Source organism: Enterobacter cloacae complex sp. SHL009, assembly GCF_049237205.1.
Classification (GTDB): Bacteria; Pseudomonadota; Gammaproteobacteria; order Enterobacterales; family Enterobacteriaceae; genus Enterobacter; species Enterobacter cloacae_M.
Window position 1 is genome coordinate 160,410 of sequence record NZ_JBMKIW010000004.1, and the last position, 17,406, is coordinate 177,815.

At 53.8% G+C, this 17,406-nt stretch carries 16 protein-coding genes and 6 tRNA genes; 9 read left to right on the top strand and 13 right to left on the bottom strand.

Annotation, left to right across the window (positions count from 1 at the left end):
• The first annotated feature begins 5 nt into the window (after window positions 1-5).
• Entirely contained in the window at window positions 6-842 is an 837-nt protein-coding gene (pdxK, locus tag ACOTZC_RS11760) for a pyridoxine/pyridoxal/pyridoxamine kinase (RefSeq protein ID WP_039263699.1), read from the top strand.
• 44 nt (window positions 843-886) lie between these two features.
• Here pdxK and crr read toward each other — a convergent pair whose 3' ends face one another.
• The 5 genes from crr to cysZ all read right to left on the bottom strand — a co-directional run bounded on the left by crr (window position 887) and on the right by cysZ (window position 5,680).
• A complete protein-coding gene (crr, locus tag ACOTZC_RS11765; RefSeq protein ID WP_003861316.1) occupies window positions 887-1,396 on the bottom strand; it encodes a PTS glucose transporter subunit IIA in 510 nt (169 codons plus the stop codon).
• A gap of 40 nt (window positions 1,397-1,436) precedes the next feature.
• Complete coding sequence (gene ptsI, locus ACOTZC_RS11770; protein ID WP_023332954.1) at window positions 1,437-3,164, bottom strand: phosphoenolpyruvate-protein phosphotransferase PtsI; 1,728 nt, start codon at window positions 3,162-3,164, stop codon at window positions 1,437-1,439.
• Window positions 3,165-3,208: 44 nt separating this feature from the next.
• Window positions 3,209-3,466: a phosphocarrier protein Hpr gene (gene ptsH / locus ACOTZC_RS11775; protein WP_000487600.1), complete on the bottom strand. Its 258-nt coding sequence runs from the start codon at window positions 3,464-3,466 to the stop codon at window positions 3,209-3,211.
• Window positions 3,467-3,783: 317 nt separating this feature from the next.
• Window positions 3,784-4,755: a cysteine synthase A gene (gene cysK / locus ACOTZC_RS11780; protein ID WP_335264270.1), complete on the bottom strand. Its 972-nt coding sequence runs from the start codon at window positions 4,753-4,755 to the stop codon at window positions 3,784-3,786.
• Between the two features lie 163 nt (window positions 4,756-4,918).
• Window positions 4,919-5,680: a sulfate transporter CysZ gene (cysZ, locus tag ACOTZC_RS11785; RefSeq protein ID WP_045399761.1), complete on the bottom strand. Its 762-nt coding sequence runs from the start codon at window positions 5,678-5,680 to the stop codon at window positions 4,919-4,921.
• Window positions 5,681-5,910: 230 nt separating this feature from the next.
• Here cysZ and zipA point away from each other — a divergent pair, with 230 nt between their 5' ends.
• From zipA to ACOTZC_RS11800, 3 genes are all read left to right on the top strand, one after another.
• The gene (gene zipA, locus ACOTZC_RS11790) at window positions 5,911-6,882 is read left to right on the top strand and encodes a cell division protein ZipA (RefSeq protein ID WP_421635778.1); all 972 of its coding nucleotides are present in this window, start codon (window positions 5,911-5,913) and stop codon (window positions 6,880-6,882) included.
• 69 nt (window positions 6,883-6,951) lie between these two features.
• Entirely contained in the window at window positions 6,952-8,967 is a 2,016-nt protein-coding gene (gene ligA, locus ACOTZC_RS11795) for an NAD-dependent DNA ligase LigA (protein ID WP_045399767.1), read from the top strand.
• Window position 8,968: 1 nt separating this feature from the next.
• Window positions 8,969-9,184, top strand: a complete 216-nt coding sequence (locus ACOTZC_RS11800) for a DUF3820 family protein (protein ID WP_045894690.1) — start codon at window positions 8,969-8,971, stop codon at window positions 9,182-9,184.
• Here the strand turns inward: ACOTZC_RS11800 and ACOTZC_RS11805 are convergent.
• Window positions 9,181-10,176 (bottom strand): bile acid:sodium symporter family protein, encoded by a 996-nt coding sequence (locus tag ACOTZC_RS11805; RefSeq protein WP_023308725.1) that lies wholly within the window; start codon window positions 10,174-10,176, stop codon window positions 9,181-9,183. The genes ACOTZC_RS11800 and ACOTZC_RS11805 overlap by 4 nt on opposite strands.
• Before the next feature lie 89 nt (window positions 10,177-10,265).
• On the opposite strand from ACOTZC_RS11805, the gene ACOTZC_RS11810 reads away from it, so the two are divergent.
• A complete protein-coding gene (locus ACOTZC_RS11810) occupies window positions 10,266-11,201 on the top strand; it encodes a LysR family transcriptional regulator (protein ID WP_032668258.1) in 936 nt (311 codons plus the stop codon).
• Here the strand turns inward: ACOTZC_RS11810 and ACOTZC_RS11815 are convergent.
• The 5 genes from ACOTZC_RS11815 to ACOTZC_RS11835 all read right to left on the bottom strand — a co-directional run bounded on the left by ACOTZC_RS11815 (window position 11,198) and on the right by ACOTZC_RS11835 (window position 12,097).
• The gene (locus ACOTZC_RS11815; protein WP_045355365.1) at window positions 11,198-11,539 is read right to left on the bottom strand and encodes a FlxA-like family protein; all 342 of its coding nucleotides are present in this window, start codon (window positions 11,537-11,539) and stop codon (window positions 11,198-11,200) included. The two genes, ACOTZC_RS11810 and ACOTZC_RS11815, sit on opposite strands and share 4 nt — an antisense overlap.
• A gap of 180 nt (window positions 11,540-11,719) precedes the next feature.
• Window positions 11,720-11,795, bottom strand: a tRNA-Lys gene (locus ACOTZC_RS11820).
• Between the two features lie 4 nt (window positions 11,796-11,799).
• A tRNA-Val gene (locus tag ACOTZC_RS11825) sits at window positions 11,800-11,875 on the bottom strand.
• Between the two features lie 29 nt (window positions 11,876-11,904).
• Window positions 11,905-11,980: transfer RNA gene (locus ACOTZC_RS11830), tRNA-Val, on the bottom strand.
• 41 nt (window positions 11,981-12,021) lie between these two features.
• A tRNA-Val gene (locus ACOTZC_RS11835) sits at window positions 12,022-12,097 on the bottom strand.
• 258 nt (window positions 12,098-12,355) lie between these two features.
• Between ACOTZC_RS11835 and gltX the strand changes: the two genes are divergently transcribed.
• Complete coding sequence (gltX, locus tag ACOTZC_RS11840; protein WP_354664702.1) at window positions 12,356-13,771, top strand: glutamate--tRNA ligase; 1,416 nt, start codon at window positions 12,356-12,358, stop codon at window positions 13,769-13,771.
• 43 nt (window positions 13,772-13,814) lie between these two features.
• On the opposite strand, the gene ACOTZC_RS11845 is transcribed toward gltX, so the two are convergent.
• Both ACOTZC_RS11845 and ACOTZC_RS11850 read right to left on the bottom strand, forming a co-directional pair.
• Window positions 13,815-14,207: a YfeC-like transcriptional regulator gene (locus tag ACOTZC_RS11845; protein WP_163354057.1), complete on the bottom strand. Its 393-nt coding sequence runs from the start codon at window positions 14,205-14,207 to the stop codon at window positions 13,815-13,817.
• Between the two features lies 1 nt (window position 14,208).
• Complete coding sequence (locus ACOTZC_RS11850) at window positions 14,209-14,571, bottom strand: YfeC-like transcriptional regulator (RefSeq protein WP_023308720.1); 363 nt, start codon at window positions 14,569-14,571, stop codon at window positions 14,209-14,211.
• Between the two features lie 217 nt (window positions 14,572-14,788).
• Here ACOTZC_RS11850 and ACOTZC_RS11855 point away from each other — a divergent pair.
• The 3 genes from ACOTZC_RS11855 to ACOTZC_RS11865 all read left to right on the top strand — a co-directional run bounded on the left by ACOTZC_RS11855 (window position 14,789) and on the right by ACOTZC_RS11865 (window position 17,387).
• Window positions 14,789-14,864: transfer RNA gene (locus ACOTZC_RS11855), tRNA-Ala, on the top strand.
• Between the two features lie 41 nt (window positions 14,865-14,905).
• Window positions 14,906-14,981 (top strand) — tRNA-Ala (locus tag ACOTZC_RS11860).
• A gap of 213 nt (window positions 14,982-15,194) precedes the next feature.
• Window positions 15,195-17,387: a sensor domain-containing phosphodiesterase gene (locus ACOTZC_RS11865; protein ID WP_248161724.1), complete on the top strand. Its 2,193-nt coding sequence runs from the start codon at window positions 15,195-15,197 to the stop codon at window positions 17,385-17,387.
• Window positions 17,388-17,406: the final 19 nt, after the last annotated feature.

Consider the following 17,406-nt stretch of genomic DNA (forward strand, 5'->3'; position numbering starts at 1 on the left):
GCGTCATGGAGATGATTTTATTCCGGGATAACACCCGGGCGCAGCAAACCGACATTGTCGCCGTGCAGTCGCAGGTGGTTTACGGCAGCGTGGGGAACAGCATTGCGGTACCGAATATTCGTACCCACAGGCTGAACGTTACCGCCGTGCCGACGGTACTGTTTAGCAACACGCCGCACTACGACACGTTTTATGGTGGGGTGATCCCCGACGAGTGGTTCAGCGGCTATCTTAAGGCACTGGAAGAGCGCGAGATCCTGCGCGAGCTTAAAGCGGTCACCACCGGCTATATGGGCAGCGCCAGCCAGATCGTCCTGCTGGCTCAATGGCTGAAGGCGGTCAAAGCGCAGCATCCTGACCTGCTGGTGCTGGTCGACCCGGTTATCGGCGATATCGACAGCGGTATGTACGTGAAGCCTGAGATCCCGCAGGCGTATCGGGAGCACCTGCTGCCACTGGCGCAGGGGATCACGCCAAACGTCTATGAGCTGGAAGTGTTAAGCGGCAAACCGTGCCGTACGCCGGAAAGCGCCATCTCTGCGGCGCAGGGACTGCTCTCCGACAGCCTGAAATGGGTGGCGATCACCAGCGCGCCGGTGGCCGATGACCCGGAAAACATCCACGTAGTGCTGGTGACGAATGAAGGCGTGACCGTCAGCGCGCATCCGCGCGTAGAAACCGATCTGAAAGGGACGGGCGACCTGTTCTGTTCAGAGCTGGTGAGCGGAATTGTAGAGGGGAAAACCGTTGCCGACGCCATTCGCATGGCCGGCGATCGGGTGACTGACGTGATGCTTTATACCCAGTCGAAAGGCTACGACGAGCTTATCCTCCCCGCATAAACAAAAATGGCGCCCGAAGGCGCCATTTTTCTGTGCGGCAAGAATTACTTCTTGATGCGGATAACCGGGGTTTCACCCACGGTGACGCTGCCAGACAGTTTGATCAGTTCTTTGATTTCGTCCATGTTGGAGATAACAACCGGCGTCAGGGTAGACTTGGCTTTTTCTTCCAGCAGTGGCAGATCGAATTCAATTACCGGGTCGCCAACTTTAACACGCTGGCCTTCTTCCGCGATACGTTTGAAGCCTTCGCCTTTCAGTTCAACGGTGTCGATACCGAAGTGAACGAACAGTTCGATACCGCTATCAGATTCGATAGAGAACGCATGGTTGGTTTCAAAAATTTTACCGATGGTGCCGTCAACTGGAGCAACCATTTTGTTGCCAGTTGGTTTGATAGCAATGCCATCACCAACGATTTTCTCAGCAAACACTACATCCGGCACGTCTTCGATGTTGACGATCTCGCCGGAGAGCGGAGCAACAATCTCAATAGTTCCGGAGTCTTTCTTATCATCAGAAACCAGAGATTTCAGTTTATCGAACAAACCCATGATCTTCTCCTAAGCAGTAATTTGGGCCGCATCTCGTGGATTAGCAGATTGTTTTTTCTTCAATGAACTTGTTAACCAGCGTCATTAACTCGTCCGTTGTCGGTTGAGCAAGAGCCTGCTCTGCTAACACCTTCGCATCTTCGAAGTTCGTGTTACGGATAATCTTCTTAATGCGCGGGATGGAAATGGCGCTCATAGAGAATTCGTCCAGACCCATACCCAGCAACAGAAGTGTAGCACGTTCGTCGCCTGCAAGCTCACCACACATGCCAGTCCATTTACCTTCTGCATGAGAAGCATCAATAACTTGCTTGATCAAGTTCAGTACGGACGGTGACATTGGCTGGTAGAGATGTGAAATCATATCATTACCACGGTCAACTGCCAGGGTGTACTGCGTTAAATCATTGGTGCCGATACTAAAGAAATCAACTTCTTTGGCTAAATGACGCGCAATGGTCGCCGCCGCAGGTGTTTCCACCATCACGCCGATCTCGATTGACTCGTCAAACGCTTTACCTTCGTCGCGCAGTTCCTGTTTATAGATTTCGATCTCTTTCTTCAGTGCACGCACTTCTTCAACAGAGATGATCATCGGGAACATGATGCGCAGTTTACCGAAAGCAGACGCACGCAGGATCGCGCGAACCTGGTCACGCAGGATCTCTTTACGATCCATCGCGATACGGATTGCACGCCAGCCCAGGAACGGGTTCTCTTCTTTCGGGAAGTTCATGTACGGCAGCTCTTTGTCGCCACCGATGTCCATGGTACGGACGATAACCGCCTGAGAGCCACACGCTTCAGCCACGGCTTTATAAGCAGCAAACTGCTCTTCTTCCGTTGGCAGCGCGTCGCGGTCCATGAACAGGAATTCTGTACGATAGAGACCGACGCCTTCCGCACCGTTGCGCTCAGCGCCATCAACGTCGCGGACGGTACCGATGTTTGCGCACACTTCTACCTGATGGCCGTCCAGGGTGATGGCTGGCAGGTCTTTCAGCTTAGCGAGTTCCGCTTTTTCAGTCGCAACCTGCTCCTGAACCGCGCGCAGTTTATCGATCTCTTCATTAGTTGGGTTGACGTAAACCAGATTGTTTACGGCATCCAGAATCAGATAGTCGCCGTTTTTCACCTGAGAGGTGACGCTACCGGTACCCACGATGGCTGGCAGTTCCAGAGAGCGCGCCATGATAGAGGTGTGGGAAGTACGGCCACCCGCGTCGGTGATGAAACCGAGGACCTTTTTCAGGTTCAGCTGTGCGGTTTCAGACGGAGTGAGGTCAGCGGCAACCAGGATGACTTCATCCTGAATCGCGCTCAGGTCGATGATGGCCAGACCCAGGATGTTGCGCAGCAGGCGCTTACCGATGTCACGTACGTCAGCCGCACGCTCTTTCAGGTATTCATCATCCAGTTCTTCCAGGGCAGTTGCCTGACCTTCGATAACTTCATGCGCAGCCGCGTCGGCCGTCATGCCTTTATCTTTAATCAGGGCTATGATTTCCTGCTCCAGCTCCTCATCTTCGAGCAGCATTATGTGCCCTTCGAAGATGGCTTCTTTTTCTTCACCGAAAGTTTCGCCAGCTTTAGTTTTGATTGCTTCCAGTTGCGCAGATGCCTTGGCACGACCGCTCAGAAAACGTTCAACTTCCTGATCAACCTTGTCGGCAGAAATTTTTTTCCGGTCGATGACGATCTCGTCTTCTTTCAGCAGCAGTGCTTTGCCGAAAGCGATACCCGGGGATGCTAAAATGCCTGAAATCATAACCCTACCTTACTTGTGACTGATATTTAAAAGAACCCGGAAACTTACTCGAGCTCAGCCATCAGTTTTACCAGATGCTCAACTGCTTTCTGCTCGTCTTCACCTTCTGCAGAGATGGTGACAACGGTGCCCTGAGTCAGGCCCAGAGTCTGCAGTTTGAACAGGCTTTTTGCGCTCGCGCTTTTGCCGTTGGAAGTCACAGTGATTTCAGAAGTGAAGCCTTTTGCTTCTTTAACAAACTGAGCAGCAGGGCGGGTGTGCAGACCGTTCGGAGCGGTAATGGTAACTTCTTGCTGGAACATTGTATTTCCCCAACTTATAGGTTTAGTGTTGTGGAACTAAAGTCTAGCCTGGCGACTGAACTTTAGCCTGTATTGTTAGCGCTGACGTTTCGATCGTCATTAAACATTATGCAGCGAAAGCAAGACTTGAACCAAATCATAAAATCGATTCAGCAAGGCTATTTCATTCACCGATTAATTTCACGCATCAAAATAATTGCTGGTTTAAATACCAGACCCAACGGGGTGAAGCAATGCCAGGAGGGGCAAAAGTTTGAAGCAGGCCACAAAAAAGCACCTGAAAAGGTGCTTTTTTACGCGTTATTAACATGCTGGCACTACTGTTGCAGTTCTTTTTCGGTAAACAGATCGGCAAACAGTGCGGTGCTCAGGTAACGCTCGCCTGAAGAAGGAAGGATAACCACAATATTCTTGTTGGTAAAGGCTTCATCTTCCTGAAGCTTGAGTGCTGCCGCAACGGCTGCACCGGAAGAGATACCCGCCAGAATGCCTTCTTCATCCATCAGGCGACGCGCGGTAGAAATGGCTTCTTCGTTAGTGATGGTCACCACTTTATCGATCAGCTTCAGATCCAGGTTGCCCGGAATGAAGCCTGCGCCAATACCCTGAATTTTATGCGGGCCTGGTTTAAGCTCTTCACCCGCCAGTGCCTGGGTGATAACCGGTGAGTCAGTTGGCTCAACGGCAACGGTGATCAGGTCTTTTTTACCCTTTGTGCCTTTAATATAGCGTGACACGCCGGTCAGCGTACCGCCGGTACCCACGCCGGAGATAAATATGTCAACCTGGCCGTCGGTATCTTCCCAGATTTCCGGACCGGTGGTCTTCTCGTGAATTTCCGGGTTAGCCGGGTTGCTGAACTGCTGCAGCAGCAGATATTTCGCCGGATCGCTGGCCACAATCTCTTCAGCTTTCTGAATGGCGCCCTTCATGCCCTTCGCGCCTTCGGTCAGCACCAGGTTCGCGCCCAGCGCTTTAAGCAGCTTACGACGCTCGATGCTCATGGTTTCTGGCATAGTCAGCGTCAGCTTGTAGCCGCGTGCGGCAGCCACATAGGCCAGAGCGATACCGGTGTTACCGCTTGTCGGTTCCACCAGCTCAACGCCAGGCTTCAGTACGCCACGTTTTTCAGCATCCCAAATCATGTTTGCACCGATACGGCATTTTACGCTGAAGCTCGGGTTACGTGATTCGACCTTCGCCAGAATGCGTCCATTACCGATACGGTTCAGTCGAACCAGGGGCGTATGACCGATAGTCAGCGAGTTGTCTTCATAAATCTTACTCATGGCCTGTCCTTAACTGTATGAAATTGGGATACCGACCCAGCATACCTGTTGAGCAGGTAGGGGGAAGTAAGGAATTCGCATATCTATATACTGCAAGGAAATAATGGGGATCAGTATGGAATAAGGGGCGGCATAAGCCACCCCTGCTTTACACATTTTTGCATTATTTCCATAACGCGTGCTTAGCACGGTAGCAGTCGACCCACATCGCCGTCGCGCCGCAGACGGCGACGGGCATGATGAACAGATTCAGGAAGGGAATCATGGTGAACAGGCTGGTCAGCGCGCCAAACTGCATATTGGCGACCTTCTGACTGCGCAGGGCAGTGCGCATCTCTTTAAACGGCACCTTATGGTTATCGAACGGATAGTCGCAGTACTGGATGGCCAGCATCCAGGCGCTGAACAGAAACCACAGCACCGGCGCCACCGTCTGGCCAATGCCTGGCACAAAGTAGAGGATAAGCAGCACAATCGCGCGGGGCAGGTACCAGGCAAACTTCTGCCACTCGCGCTTCATGATGCGTGGCAGGTCTTTCATGATCCCCAGCACGCCCGTGTCCGGCGGCGTCGCGCCGGTAAGCCGCGCTTCAAGCTGTTCCGCCAGCAGACCGTTAAACGGTGCGGCTATCCAGTTGGCAATCGTCGAAAAGAAGTACCCAAACACCAGCAGCACGGAAATTACCGCCACCGGCCAGAGCAGGTAGTTAAGCCACTGCAGCCAGTCCGGAACGTAACTCATCAGCGACGGGATCCAGTTCTCCAGCTTTGTGAATAGCCACCAGAACGCGCCGCCCATCAGAATAATGTTGATCAACAGCGGCAGAATCACGAAGCGTCGAATCCCCGGCAGGGAGACCAGTTTCCAGCCCTGAGAAAAATACCAGACGCCGCTGCGCGGGGGAGAAGAAGATGTTGAAACCATAGCCAGGCTGTACTCCTTTTTACACAACCAGTGGAATTGCCCGCCTATATTATCCACTTACGGAGCAATGACCAGTTCGGAAATGTTCGAAAAACCAGCAAAAAGCACGATTTCCTTCATCTTTATGCTGTGAATGCTCTGCACACACTTGCACTTGACGTAAACGGCAAATACTCTTAGTGAGTAAATGTTTGCCGTGGTGGCAAGGTGTTAGAACAACAGAGAATATAATGATGCAGGATTTGCGTCTGATATTAATCATTGTTGGCGCGATCGCCATAATCGCTTTACTGGTACATGGTTTCTGGACCAGCCGTAAAGAGCGTTCCTCGATGTTCCGCGATCGCCCACTGAAGCGCATGAAGTCCAGTCGTGACGACGATGACAGTGAAGATGACATCGACGGCAGCGATGACGACGGCGTGGGTGAAGTTCGTGTTCATCGGGTCAATACTGCGCCCGGCGCAGGCCATGGGGAGCATGAAGCGCCTCGTCCTTCGCAGCACCAGTATCAACCGCCGTATGCTTCTGCACAGCCGCGCCAGCCAGCGCCGCAGCCTGTGGAAGAACCGGTGCGCCAGCCGCCGCAACAGCCTGTTTATCAGCAGCCTGCTGCGCCACAGCCGGTTCAACAGCAGCCCGTGCAGCAACAGCCTGCTCAGCCGGTACAACAACCGCAGCAGCCTGTTCACGTACAGCCTGCGCCTCAGCCTGCTCCGGCCCCGCACGTTGAGCCTGAGCCCGTTGTAGAGCCAGAGCCGGTTGTTAAAAAACCACAGCGTAAAGAAGCGGTGATCATCATGAACGTGGCCGCGCATCACGGCAGCCATCTCAACGGTGATGTGCTGCTCAACAGTATTCAACAGGCAGGATTCAAGTTTGGCGATATGAACATTTTCCATCGCCACCTGAGCCCTGACGGTAGCGGCCCGGCGCTTTTCAGCCTGGCCAACATGGTTAACCCTGGTACCTTTGATCCGGAAATGACCGGTGATTTCGTGACCCCGGGCGTCACTATCTTTATGCAGGTACCTTCTTACGGCGACGAACTGCAAAACTTTAAGCTGATGCTGCAGTCCGCTCAGCACATCGCTGACGAAGTCGGTGGCGTGGTGCTTGACGATCAGCGTCGAATGATGACCCCGCAGAAGCTGCGCGAGTATCAGGACCGCATCCGCGAAGTTAAGGAAGCTAACGCGTAATCGTCGCGTTTACTTCAACTCCTCCTCAACCCCCGCCTGTCGGGGGTTTTTTCTCATTGATGGTGCGATATGGACTCAATCGAAAAACAACTCACTGAACTGCGAACCACGCTTCGCCATCATGAATACCTCTATCATGTTATGGACGCGCCGGAAGTCCCGGATGCGGAATATGACCGCCTGATGCGCGAGCTGCGCGAGTTAGAGGCGCAGCATCCAGAGCTCATCACGCCGGATTCCCCCACCCAGCGCGTCGGCGCTGAGCCGCTGGGCGCTTTCAGCCAGGTGCGCCATGAGGTGCCGATGCTGTCGCTGGATAACGTCTTCGATGAAGAGAGCTTCCTCGCGTTTAACAAGCGCGTGCAGGATCGCCTGAAAAGCAGCGACTCCCTCACCTGGTGCTGCGAGCTCAAGCTGGATGGCCTGGCGGTCAGCCTTCTCTACGAAAACGGCGTGCTGGTGCGTGCCGCAACGCGTGGCGACGGTACAACGGGCGAAGACATCACCACCAACGTGCGTACCATCCGCGCGATCCCGCTGAAGCTGCAGGGTGACAACATTCCCGCACGTCTGGAAGTGCGCGGCGAGGTGTTCCTGCCCCAGGCGGGCTTCGAGAAAATTAACGAAGAGGCGCGTCGCACCGGCGGAAAGGTGTTTGCTAACCCGCGTAATGCGGCGGCAGGCTCTCTGCGCCAGCTTGATCCACGTATCACCGCGAAGCGACCGCTTACTTTCTTCTGCTACGGCGTCGGTATTCTGGAGGGCGGCGAGCTGCCGGATACGCACCTCGGACGTCTGCTGCAGTTTAAAGCGTGGGGTCTGCCGGTGAGCAACCGCGTTCAGCTCTGCGACTCGCCGGAAGCGGTGCTGGCGTTCTACCACAAGGTGGAAGAGGACCGCCCGACGCTCGGTTTTGATATTGATGGCGTCGTCATCAAGGTGAATTCACTGGCGCTGCAGGAGCAGCTGGGCTTTGTGGCGCGCGCGCCGCGCTGGGCGGTGGCGTTTAAATTCCCTGCTCAGGAGCAGATGACCTTCGTTCGCGACGTGGAGTTCCAGGTTGGCCGTACGGGGGCGATTACCCCGGTCGCACGTCTGGAGCCCGTGCAGGTCGCGGGCGTGCTGGTGAGTAATGCCACGTTGCATAACGCCGATGAAATCGAACGCCTCGGCCTGCGCATTGGTGACAAAGTGGTGATTCGCCGCGCGGGCGACGTTATTCCGCAGGTGGTTAACGTCGTGGAGTCAGAGCGTCCTGCCGATACGCGCGAGATCGTCTTCCCGACCCACTGCCCGGTGTGCGGCTCCGACGTTGAGCGTGTGGAAGGCGAAGCGGTGGCGCGCTGTACGGGAGGCTTAATCTGTGGTGCGCAGCGTAAAGAGTCGCTGAAGCACTTCGTCTCCCGTCGGGCGATGGACGTCGACGGCATGGGCGACAAGATTATCGATCAGCTGGTTGAGAAAGAGTATGTCCATACGCCAGCGGATCTCTTCAGGCTGACGGCAGGAAAACTGACCGGCCTGGATCGCATGGGGCCAAAGTCAGCCCAGAATGTGGTTAACGCGCTCGAAGCCGCCAAAGAGACCACCTTTGCCCGCTTCCTGTACGCGCTGGGCATTCGTGAAGTGGGTGAGGCAACGGCGGCGGGCCTGGCGGCGTATTTTGGTACGCTGGAGGCGCTGGAAAAGGCAAGCATCGACGAGCTGCAGAAAGTCCCTGACGTTGGCATTGTGGTCGCCACGCACGTCTTTAACTTCTTCGCCGAAGAGAGCAACCGTGAAGTTATCGGCAAGCTGCTGGAAGAGGGCATTAAGTGGCCCGCGCCGGTAGTGGTTAACGCCGAAGAGATCGACAGCCCGTTCGCCGGTAAAACGGTAGTCCTGACCGGCAGCCTGAGCCAGCTTTCACGCGACGATGCGAAAGCGCGCCTGGTGGCGCTGGGGGCCAAAGTGGCGGGCAGCGTGTCGAAGAAAACCGACCTGGTGATCGCCGGGGAAGCGGCGGGCTCGAAGCTGGCGAAAGCCCAGGAGCTCGGCATTGAGGTTATCGACGAAGCGGAAATGATGCGTCTGTTAGGAGAGTAACGTGGAGAAAGAACAGCTCGTTGAGATTGCCAATACGGAGATGCCGTTCGGTAAATACAAGGGCCGCAGGCTGATTGATTTGCCGGAGGAGTATCTGCTGTGGTTTGCCCGTAAGGATGAATTCCCGACAGGGCGACTGGGCGAGCTGATGGCTATCACGTTACTGATCAAAACCGAGGGGCTGACCCAGCTGGTTCAGCCCCTGAAACGTCCTTAAGCCTTCGCGGCGCGGGTCTCTTTCTGCGCCAGCTTTTCAGTCTGGCGCTTGTAGCGACGCGCCAGCACCGCGCAGACCATCAGCTGGATCTGGTGGAAAATCATCAGCGGCAGCACCATCATCCCAATCACCGAGGTCGGGAACAGAATATTGGCCATCGGAATACCGTTCGCCAGGCTCTTTTTGGAACCGCAGAAGACAATGGTGATTTCATCTGCTTTGCTGAAGCCGCACCTGCGTGCCACAAAGACGTTTACCGCAATCACAATCGCCAGCAGAACGAGGCTGACCACCACGATAAACAGCAGCGAGCCTGCGCCCACCTTATGCCAGATCCCGTTAACGACCGCTTCGCTGAAGGCGGAATAGACCACCAGCAGAATCGACGACTGGTCGGTTTTTGAGATCCATTTCTTGTGCTTAGCCACGAACGCCCCGGTCCATGGACGGGATAGATGCCCCAGGACAAACGGCAGCAGCAGCTGCAGGCAAATTTTTCCAACCTGCTCGAGATTGCCTTCCGCGCCGTGCATGTTCATCAGCAGGCCCACCAGCAGCGGGGAAACGAAAATCCCTAACAGGCTGGATGCCGATGCCGAGCAAACCGCGGCCGCAACGTTTCCTCCCGCGAGAGAGGTAAAGGCAATGGCGGACTGCACGGTAGCCGGCAGAATACAGAGATACAGGAAACCGGTGTAGAGCGCCGGGTCGACGTTAACCGGCGCCCACCAGGCAAACAGCACTCCGAGGATTGGGAACAGAATGAACGTGCTGCACATCACCCAGAGATGCAGCCGCCAGTGGCTACCGCCGGCAATAATGGCTTCGCGGGAGAGTTTTGCACCGTGCATAAAGAACAGCAGCGCGATGGCGGCCGTCGTCAGCCCTTCAAAAAACGGGACGAAGCCCCCGCGGGCGGGGAAAAACGAGGCCAGTAAAACGGTAACCACCAGGGTAAGCGTGAACGGATCAAGAATACGAAATAGTTTCATAATGACTCCTGAAATCAGATGTCGCTATTGTGCTTTTTTCTATTTGAGAAATAAAATTGATTTATTGCATCCATTCATGAATGAAACAGATGAATTATTCCTTACGTCAGCTTCGTATTTTCGTCACCGTCGCCCACGCCCGCAGCTTTAGCCGGGCAGGCGAGAAGATTGGCCTGAGCCAGTCGGCGGTCAGCCACAGCGTGAAAGAGCTGGAGAATCAGACCGGGGTGAAATTGCTTGACCGCACCACGCGCGAAGTGGTGCTGACCGAAGCGGGGCAGCAGCTGGCCCTGCGCCTCGAACGGCTGCTGGATGAGCTAAACAGCACGCTCAGAGACGTGGGGAGGCTGGGGCAGCAGCTTTCGGGGACCGTGCGCGTCGCGGCCAGCCAGACAATCTCTGCGCACCTTATCCCGCAGTGTATTGCCGAGGGAAGCCACCGCTATCCGGATATTGATTTTGTCCTGCATGACAGGCCGCAGCAGTGGGTGCTGGAGAGCATCCGCCAGGGCGATGTGGATTTTGGTATTGTGATCGATCCCGGCCAGGCGAGCGATCTGGCGTGTGAAAGCGTACTTTCCGAGCCATTCTTGCTGCTCTGCCGTGACGACGACCCGCTGGCCACGTTGCCGGAAGTCAGCTGGCAGTGTCTGACGGGCGCGAACCTGGTTTTACAGGATTATGCCTCGGGCAGTCGTCCGCTGATTGATTCCGCGCTGGTGAATCAGGGCGTAAAAGCAACGATCGTGCAGGAGATTGGTCACCCGGCGACGCTGTTTCCCATGGTGGAAGCCGGCATTGGCATCAGCGTGTTGCCCGCCCTGGCGCTTCCCCTGCCGCAGGGAAGCCGGCTGGCCGTCAGGCGATTAGCGCCCGTTGTTGAGCGAAAGCTGATGCTGGTGCGGCGAAAAAATCGCTCACTCTCGGGGGCGGCGCAGGCTATCTGGGAAGTGGTGCGTATCCAGGCACAACGATTAACCGAAGCCCGCATACGCGACCCACTGTTTAACGCATCAGAAGATTAGATGTAGATATCAATCTGATTATTGTCTGAAGGGTTATTCACACCTTCCACTTTGCCCAGCTTTTGATCCTGCTTCTTTTGGGCCTCTTCTGCCTGCTGGCGCTGCAGTGAGGCGAGCTGCGCCTGAAGCACTTTGATCTGGGTCTGAATAAGTTCCTGCTGCTTCTTCTTCTCATCAGCGCTGCCGGTGCTGTTCGCCAGCTCTTTTAACTGCTGAGTCAGCTTTTTGATCTTGTCAATAATACTGCTGATCTGGGAAGCGATGTCGTTACTGCCAGAAGCACCACTCCCACCGCTGCTGGTTTGAATCATCTGGGTTGAAGCCTGAATGGTCGTCATAGTCTTTCCTCGCGTTATAAAACAGAGGTATCGGCACTAACGGGATTAGCTTGAGCAAAACTGCCATATCTGGCGGGGAGTAACATCGATACGCAATCAGTATTAATGATGCGTTACTGGAGGTCGAAAGTAGACAAACTGCGGATAGCAAAAAAGCGCCTTTAGGGCGCTTTTTTACACTGGTGGGTCGTGCAGGATTCGAACCTGCGACCAATTGATTAAAAGTCAACTGCTCTACCAACTGAGCTAACGACCCGAAATGGTGGGCGATGACGGGCTCGAACCGCCGACCCCCTCCGTGTAAAGGAGATGCTCTACCAACTGAGCTAATCGCCCATTTCGGAACTACTGCGATAAGGTGAGAGTGGTGGGCGATGACGGGCTCGAACCGCCGACCCCCTCCGTGTAAAGGAGATGCTCTACCAACTGAGCTAATCGCCCAATCTCAATTCTTATCTACACTGCGAGTCTACCGAAGTAGATGGTGGGTGATGACGGGCTCGAACCGCCGACCCCCTCCGTGTAAAGGAGATGCTCTACCAACTGAGCTAATCACCCCCGCTGTGTGGAGTCGCATTATAGGGAGAGTTGAAAATGAGTCAACGCATTTTCTAAAGTTTTTATTCGTTCGTCGTAAAATTAAGCAAAACGATCGCGAAACGGGCTGTGGCGCATGATTTCTAAACAAAAATCGCAAACTCGGTCACGATAAAGGGATCAACATTGAGGAATCGCCGCACAGTGATAGAATATTGCCCATCGTTTTTTCCCCAGGATTTGCCGATTGCCGGCATCTTTATAACGTAAGGCCATTTCATGAAAATCAAAACTCGCTTCGCGCCGAGCCCGACAGGCTATCTGCACGTCGGTGGTGCACGTACCGCTCTCTATTCCTGGCTTTTCGCACGCCACAACAAAGGTGAGTTCGTGCTGCGTATTGAAGACACCGATCTTGAGCGCTCCACGCCGGAAGCAATTGAAGCCATTATGGATGGGATGAACTGGCTGAATCTGGAATGGGACGAAGGCCCTTATTTCCAGACCAAACGCTTTGACCGCTATAACGCCGTCATTGATGAAATGCTGGTCGCGGGCACGGCGTATAAATGCTACTGCTCTAAAGAGCGTCTGGATGAACTGCGTGAAGCGCAGATGGCTAACGGTGAAAAGCCGCGTTATGACGGCCGCTGCCGCCACGACCATAGCGAGCATGCTGCTGACGAGCCTTGCGTGGTGCGTTTCGCTAACCCGCAAGAGGGCTCGGTGATCTTTGACGACCAGATCCGTGGCCCCATTGAATTCAGCAACCAGGAGCTGGACGATCTGATCATCCGTCGTACCGACGGTTCTCCAACCTATAACTTCTGCGTCGTGGTTGACGACTGGGATATGGAAATTACCCACGTTGTCCGTGGTGAAGACCATATCAACAATACGCCACGTCAGATCAACATCCTGAAAGCGCTGAACGCCCCTGTGCCTGTCTATGCGCACGTCTCCATGATCAACGGTGATGACGGGAAAAAACTGTCTAAACGTCACGGCGCGGTAAGCGTTATGCAATATCGCGATGACGGCTATCTTCCGGAAGCGCTGCTGAACTATCTGGTGCGTCTGGGCTGGGCTCACGGTGACCAGGAGATCTTCAGCCGCGAAGAGATGATCGAACTGTTCTCTCTGAGCTCTGTAAGCAAATCAGCGAGCGCATTTAATACCGACAAGCTCCTGTGGCTGAACCATCACTACATCAACACCATGCCGCCGGAATATGTGGCGACTTACCTGCAGTGGCACATTGAGCAGGCAAATATTGATACCCGCACTGGCCCTGAGCTGGCTGACCTGGTGAAACTCCTCGGCGAGCGCTGCAAAACGCTGAAAGAGATTGCCGAAAGCTGCCGCTACTTCTATGAAGAGTTTGATACGTTCGACGCGGACGCCGCGAAGAAGCACCTCCGTCCGGTTGCGCGTCAGCCGTTGGAAGTGGTGCGTGACAAGCTGGCGGCCCTTTCCGAGTGGACCGCTGAGAATGTGCATCAAGCGATTCAGGCGACGGCAGACGAGCTGGAAGTCGGTATGGGTAAAGTCGGCATGCCACTGCGCGTTGCGGTGACCGGGGCGGGGCAGTCTCCGGCGCTGGATGTGACGGTTCACGCGATCGGCAAATCACGCAGCGTGGCGCGTATTAACAAGGCGCTGGACTTTATCGCTGAACGTGAAAATCAGCAGTAATAACGTCTCAGATAAAAAAACGGCAGGGGAACCTGCCGTTTTTTTATGCCTCTTTTTCCGCGATACCGAGCCGCGTAAGAAAACCGTGTATGCCTTCGCGTTTCAATAAGGCGTCCAGACGCCTCTGTTCTGGCTGAGTCATACTCTCCAGCGTCTCAATAATGCCCGGACACAGGTTTGAAGAGGGGGCAGTATAGGAAGACGTGGCCTCCGCGAGATGGTACACCGCCTGACGGTTGCGGATCGCCGGGAGGCTCATAATATGTTCTTTCACGCGCGCATCAACATGAATGAGCCTCGCGCGACCGCCTTTCACGCCGTTGAGTCCTTCGGTTTTCCACCTTTTCTGGCGTATCCAGCGATTAACCGTTTGCCTGGCAACACCCAAACTCTCTGCCAGCTCTTCCGTGGTCATTTTGCTCCGTAATTTTTTCATATCAGTCCCGATCGCGAATCCCTAAACGTTGCAACAAACCGGTAATCCCTTCCCGCAGTAGCAGCGATGTCATCTGTTTCTGCTCTTCCGGCGTCATTTCATTGGCCAGCGTCAGGAGCAGCGTGTGAAGCGAACTATCATGACTGCTGCCTCCAGGCAGTTCGGATGTTTCGCTTGCCCGACGTGCGCTGCGAATAAAGTCACGGACTTTGTCGTTCACATGTACCAGGCGCGCTTTCCCGCCCTGGACGCCTGGTTTTGGTGACGTAATCCAACCCTCTTTGCGTACCCATTTATTGATGGTCTGGCGGCTATAGCCAGTGAGAAGGGCTAACTCTTCTGGCGTCATTCGTTCCTTGATCATGCAATTTCCTGAATATCAGTAGGGTTAATTAACGGCTCATTTTATAGCACCGTTTTACGTGAAAACGTGACAGGCTTAACTCCTGGCTGCGAGCAGGCTCGCAAAGTGATTCATTTGCATGATTTTTCGGCGATTGAATGGCTGGGATTGATTTTGCCGTTGACACCCCGCGGCGGAATTCATATTATGCCGCCCGTCAACATGACAGCTTTACGATGGGGCTATAGCTCAGCTGGGAGAGCGCTTGCATGGCATGCAAGAGGTCAGCGGTTCGATCCCGCTTAGCTCCACCAAACTCTGAACCCAACAGAGTGCGGTCAGTAAAGTAACATGTGGGGCTATAGCTCAGCTGGGAGAGCGCTTGCATGGCATGCAAGAGGTCAGCGGTTCGATCCCGCTTAGCTCCACCAAAATTGTAAACCCTCGTCAAAAGACGAGGGTTTTTTTTATGTGTTTGTAACACACTCTCCCGCATTTTGTTATCAAAAAGAAGGTATTCCCATACCTCACCTCAATCGGCATCAATTAACCAGTCTAAAAATAGACTTGAACTTGATTCGCGCAATTAATAAACCTATTATCCATCCGGTCAATAATTCTCTCGGAAAATAACGCCCCGGTTAATGAATAGAAAAGCTTACAATAATGTAAAGATATTTATGATTGCTCTGGCTTTATGCCTGATTGCGGTGCCTGTCTCCCGTTATCTTTCTCCCCGCGCAATTGTTAATGGTCACGACGTTTATTTAGCATGGTTACCTTTAAGCGTGATGCTGGCGGTAATCCTGCTATTTGGGCGCAGGGCTATTCTTCCCATTTTGTTAGGTTTTACTGTCACTAATTTATTCTATATAAATTTAGCACCGCTACAATATTTAGTATTACTGTTCTGTCAGACCTTTGCGTTGTTCGCGGCGTGCGGCCTTCTGCGTATCATGCTGGGTAAGCGTTGGCGTTACTGCATCCCTAACAAGCACATCGGATTACGGATATTCTGGCTCGGTTTTATGGTGCCAATAGGGATTAAGCTGTCAATGTATTTGGCAGGCTATTTGTTTGATTTTCCGGTGACAATTTCGACCTTTTTCGGTGAAGGAACGGTAATTTATAACGTTGTGGATATACAAAGCCTGATATGTGCGGCATTGATTTTTACCATGATGTTCTATTACCCGTTAAGAATGATAATTAATCCTCGTTATGCAATAAGTTTCTGGCGACGAAGCGTGAAGCCCGTGTTTTTTCACAAGAATTCATTATATATTTTTGCCTGGCTGTTGCTTTTAAGTTTCATTCTCATCATTTTATGTGGTCCTTTTGAATCTCCCGTCATTGCGGGCTATTTGATGCCGCTGATTTTTATTCTTTTTACCTTAGCGATAAGCCGACTGACCTATGCGTTGATTTCTCTGCTCTGGGCTGTATCTGCGCTCCTGCTGTTGACCTACAACTACAACTTCCTTAACGGGGTGGAATCGGGCCATTCGCTCTCTTTTATTCTGTCCGTGCTTATCTCGTTCGCGATCTGCCTGCTCTATATGTCGCGTATTTACCAGCGCAGCGAGTGGCTTAAGCGGGGCTGGCAGGGGAGGGCGCTCACCGATCCGCTGACCGGATTGCCCAATATTCGTGCGCTGGAGGATTATCTTGAGATTCACCCGGATGCAAAAGTGAGCATTCTGCGTATGGATAACCTGGAATTTTTGAGTCGCCACTATGGGATCCTGATGCGGGTCCACTGCAAACGCACGATCGCCACGTCGCTGCAGCCTCTCCTGCAAAAAGATGAGACGCTCTTCCAGCTCCCCGGAAGCGAGCTTGTGCTGGTATTACTGGGCCCGGGAACCGCTGAGCGCTTACAGCATATGGTTGATCGGCTGAACAGCCGTAAGATTTTCTGGAACAACACCGGGCTGGATATTGAATTTGGCGCGTCCTGGGGAATGGTGGAAAACGGCGAAAAGTTGCACCACACGCTGGGGCAACTGAGCTGGCTGGCCGAGCAATCCTGCGGAACAACAAACAACGTGCTTGCGCTCACGAATAGCCTCGAGGCGGCATCAGGGCAAACGACAGAGCGAGTCCTGATGCTTGCGCGGATTAAGCATGCCCTGGAGGCGGGCCAGTTCCATTTGTACGCGCAACCGATCCAGAAGGCGGACGGGAGCGGCTACTACGAAATTCTGGCGCGTATGGAGAGCGAGGGAGAGATCTTCACTCCTGACCGCTTTATTCCGTTGATTGCCCAGTTCAACCTCAGCCACCGGTTTGATATGTGCGTCATGGAGAAATTACTGCTGTGGCTGCGCGATCACCCTTCAACGCAGGCTGGCGCCCGTTTCTCCGTTAATCTGATGCCGCTCACGCTGATGCAAAAAGAGGTGGCGACCGAGATTTGCGCGCTCTTTGAACGCTACGGCGTTGCGCCTCAGTCCGTCGTGATTGAGATTACCGAAGAGCAGGCCTTCTCAAATTCAGGCTGCAGCATCCACAATATTCAGCAGCTGCGGGATTACGGTTTCCGGATTGCCATTGATGATTTTGGTACCGGCTACGCCAACTACGAGCGCCTCAGGCGCCTGCAGGCGGACATCATTAAAATTGACGGCTGCTTTGTTAAAGACATTTGTAACGATGATATGGATGCGATGATCGTGCAATCGATGTGTAATCTGGCGAAGACGAAATCGCTGTGCGTCGTAGCGGAATACGTCGAAACACCGGCGCAGCGGGAGATGCTGCTTCGTTTCGGCGTGGATTATCTGCAGGGCTACCTGATAGGCAAACCCAAGCCGCTGGAAGAATGGCGGGCATAAAAAAACCGGGAGCCAGGCT

Excerpts from the sequence above, each read along its gene's own strand:
- pdxK (WP_039263699.1), top strand. The coding sequence starts at position 6 with ATGGAGATGATTTTATTCCGGGATAACACCCGGGCGCAGCAAACCGAC.
- crr (WP_003861316.1), bottom strand. The coding sequence starts at position 1,396 with ATGGGTTTGTTCGATAAACTGAAATCTCTGGTTTCTGATGATAAGAAA.
- ptsI (WP_023332954.1), bottom strand. The coding sequence starts at position 3,164 with ATGATTTCAGGCATTTTAGCATCCCCGGGTATCGCTTTCGGCAAAGCA.
- ptsH (WP_000487600.1), bottom strand. The coding sequence starts at position 3,466 with ATGTTCCAGCAAGAAGTTACCATTACCGCTCCGAACGGTCTGCACACC.
- cysK (WP_335264270.1), bottom strand. The coding sequence starts at position 4,755 with ATGAGTAAGATTTATGAAGACAACTCGCTGACTATCGGTCATACGCCC.
- cysZ (WP_045399761.1), bottom strand. The coding sequence starts at position 5,680 with ATGGTTTCAACATCTTCTTCTCCCCCGCGCAGCGGCGTCTGGTATTTT.
- zipA (WP_421635778.1), top strand. The coding sequence starts at position 5,911 with ATGATGCAGGATTTGCGTCTGATATTAATCATTGTTGGCGCGATCGCC.
- ligA (WP_045399767.1), top strand. The coding sequence starts at position 6,952 with ATGGACTCAATCGAAAAACAACTCACTGAACTGCGAACCACGCTTCGC.
- ACOTZC_RS11805 (WP_023308725.1), bottom strand. The coding sequence starts at position 10,176 with ATGAAACTATTTCGTATTCTTGATCCGTTCACGCTTACCCTGGTGGTT.
- ACOTZC_RS11810 (WP_032668258.1), top strand. The coding sequence starts at position 10,266 with ATGAATTATTCCTTACGTCAGCTTCGTATTTTCGTCACCGTCGCCCAC.
- ACOTZC_RS11815 (WP_045355365.1), bottom strand. The coding sequence starts at position 11,539 with ATGACGACCATTCAGGCTTCAACCCAGATGATTCAAACCAGCAGCGGT.
- gltX (WP_354664702.1), top strand. The coding sequence starts at position 12,356 with ATGAAAATCAAAACTCGCTTCGCGCCGAGCCCGACAGGCTATCTGCAC.
- ACOTZC_RS11845 (WP_163354057.1), bottom strand. The coding sequence starts at position 14,207 with ATGAAAAAATTACGGAGCAAAATGACCACGGAAGAGCTGGCAGAGAGT.
- ACOTZC_RS11850 (WP_023308720.1), bottom strand. The coding sequence starts at position 14,571 with ATGATCAAGGAACGAATGACGCCAGAAGAGTTAGCCCTTCTCACTGGC.
- ACOTZC_RS11865 (WP_248161724.1), top strand. The coding sequence starts at position 15,195 with ATGAATAGAAAAGCTTACAATAATGTAAAGATATTTATGATTGCTCTG.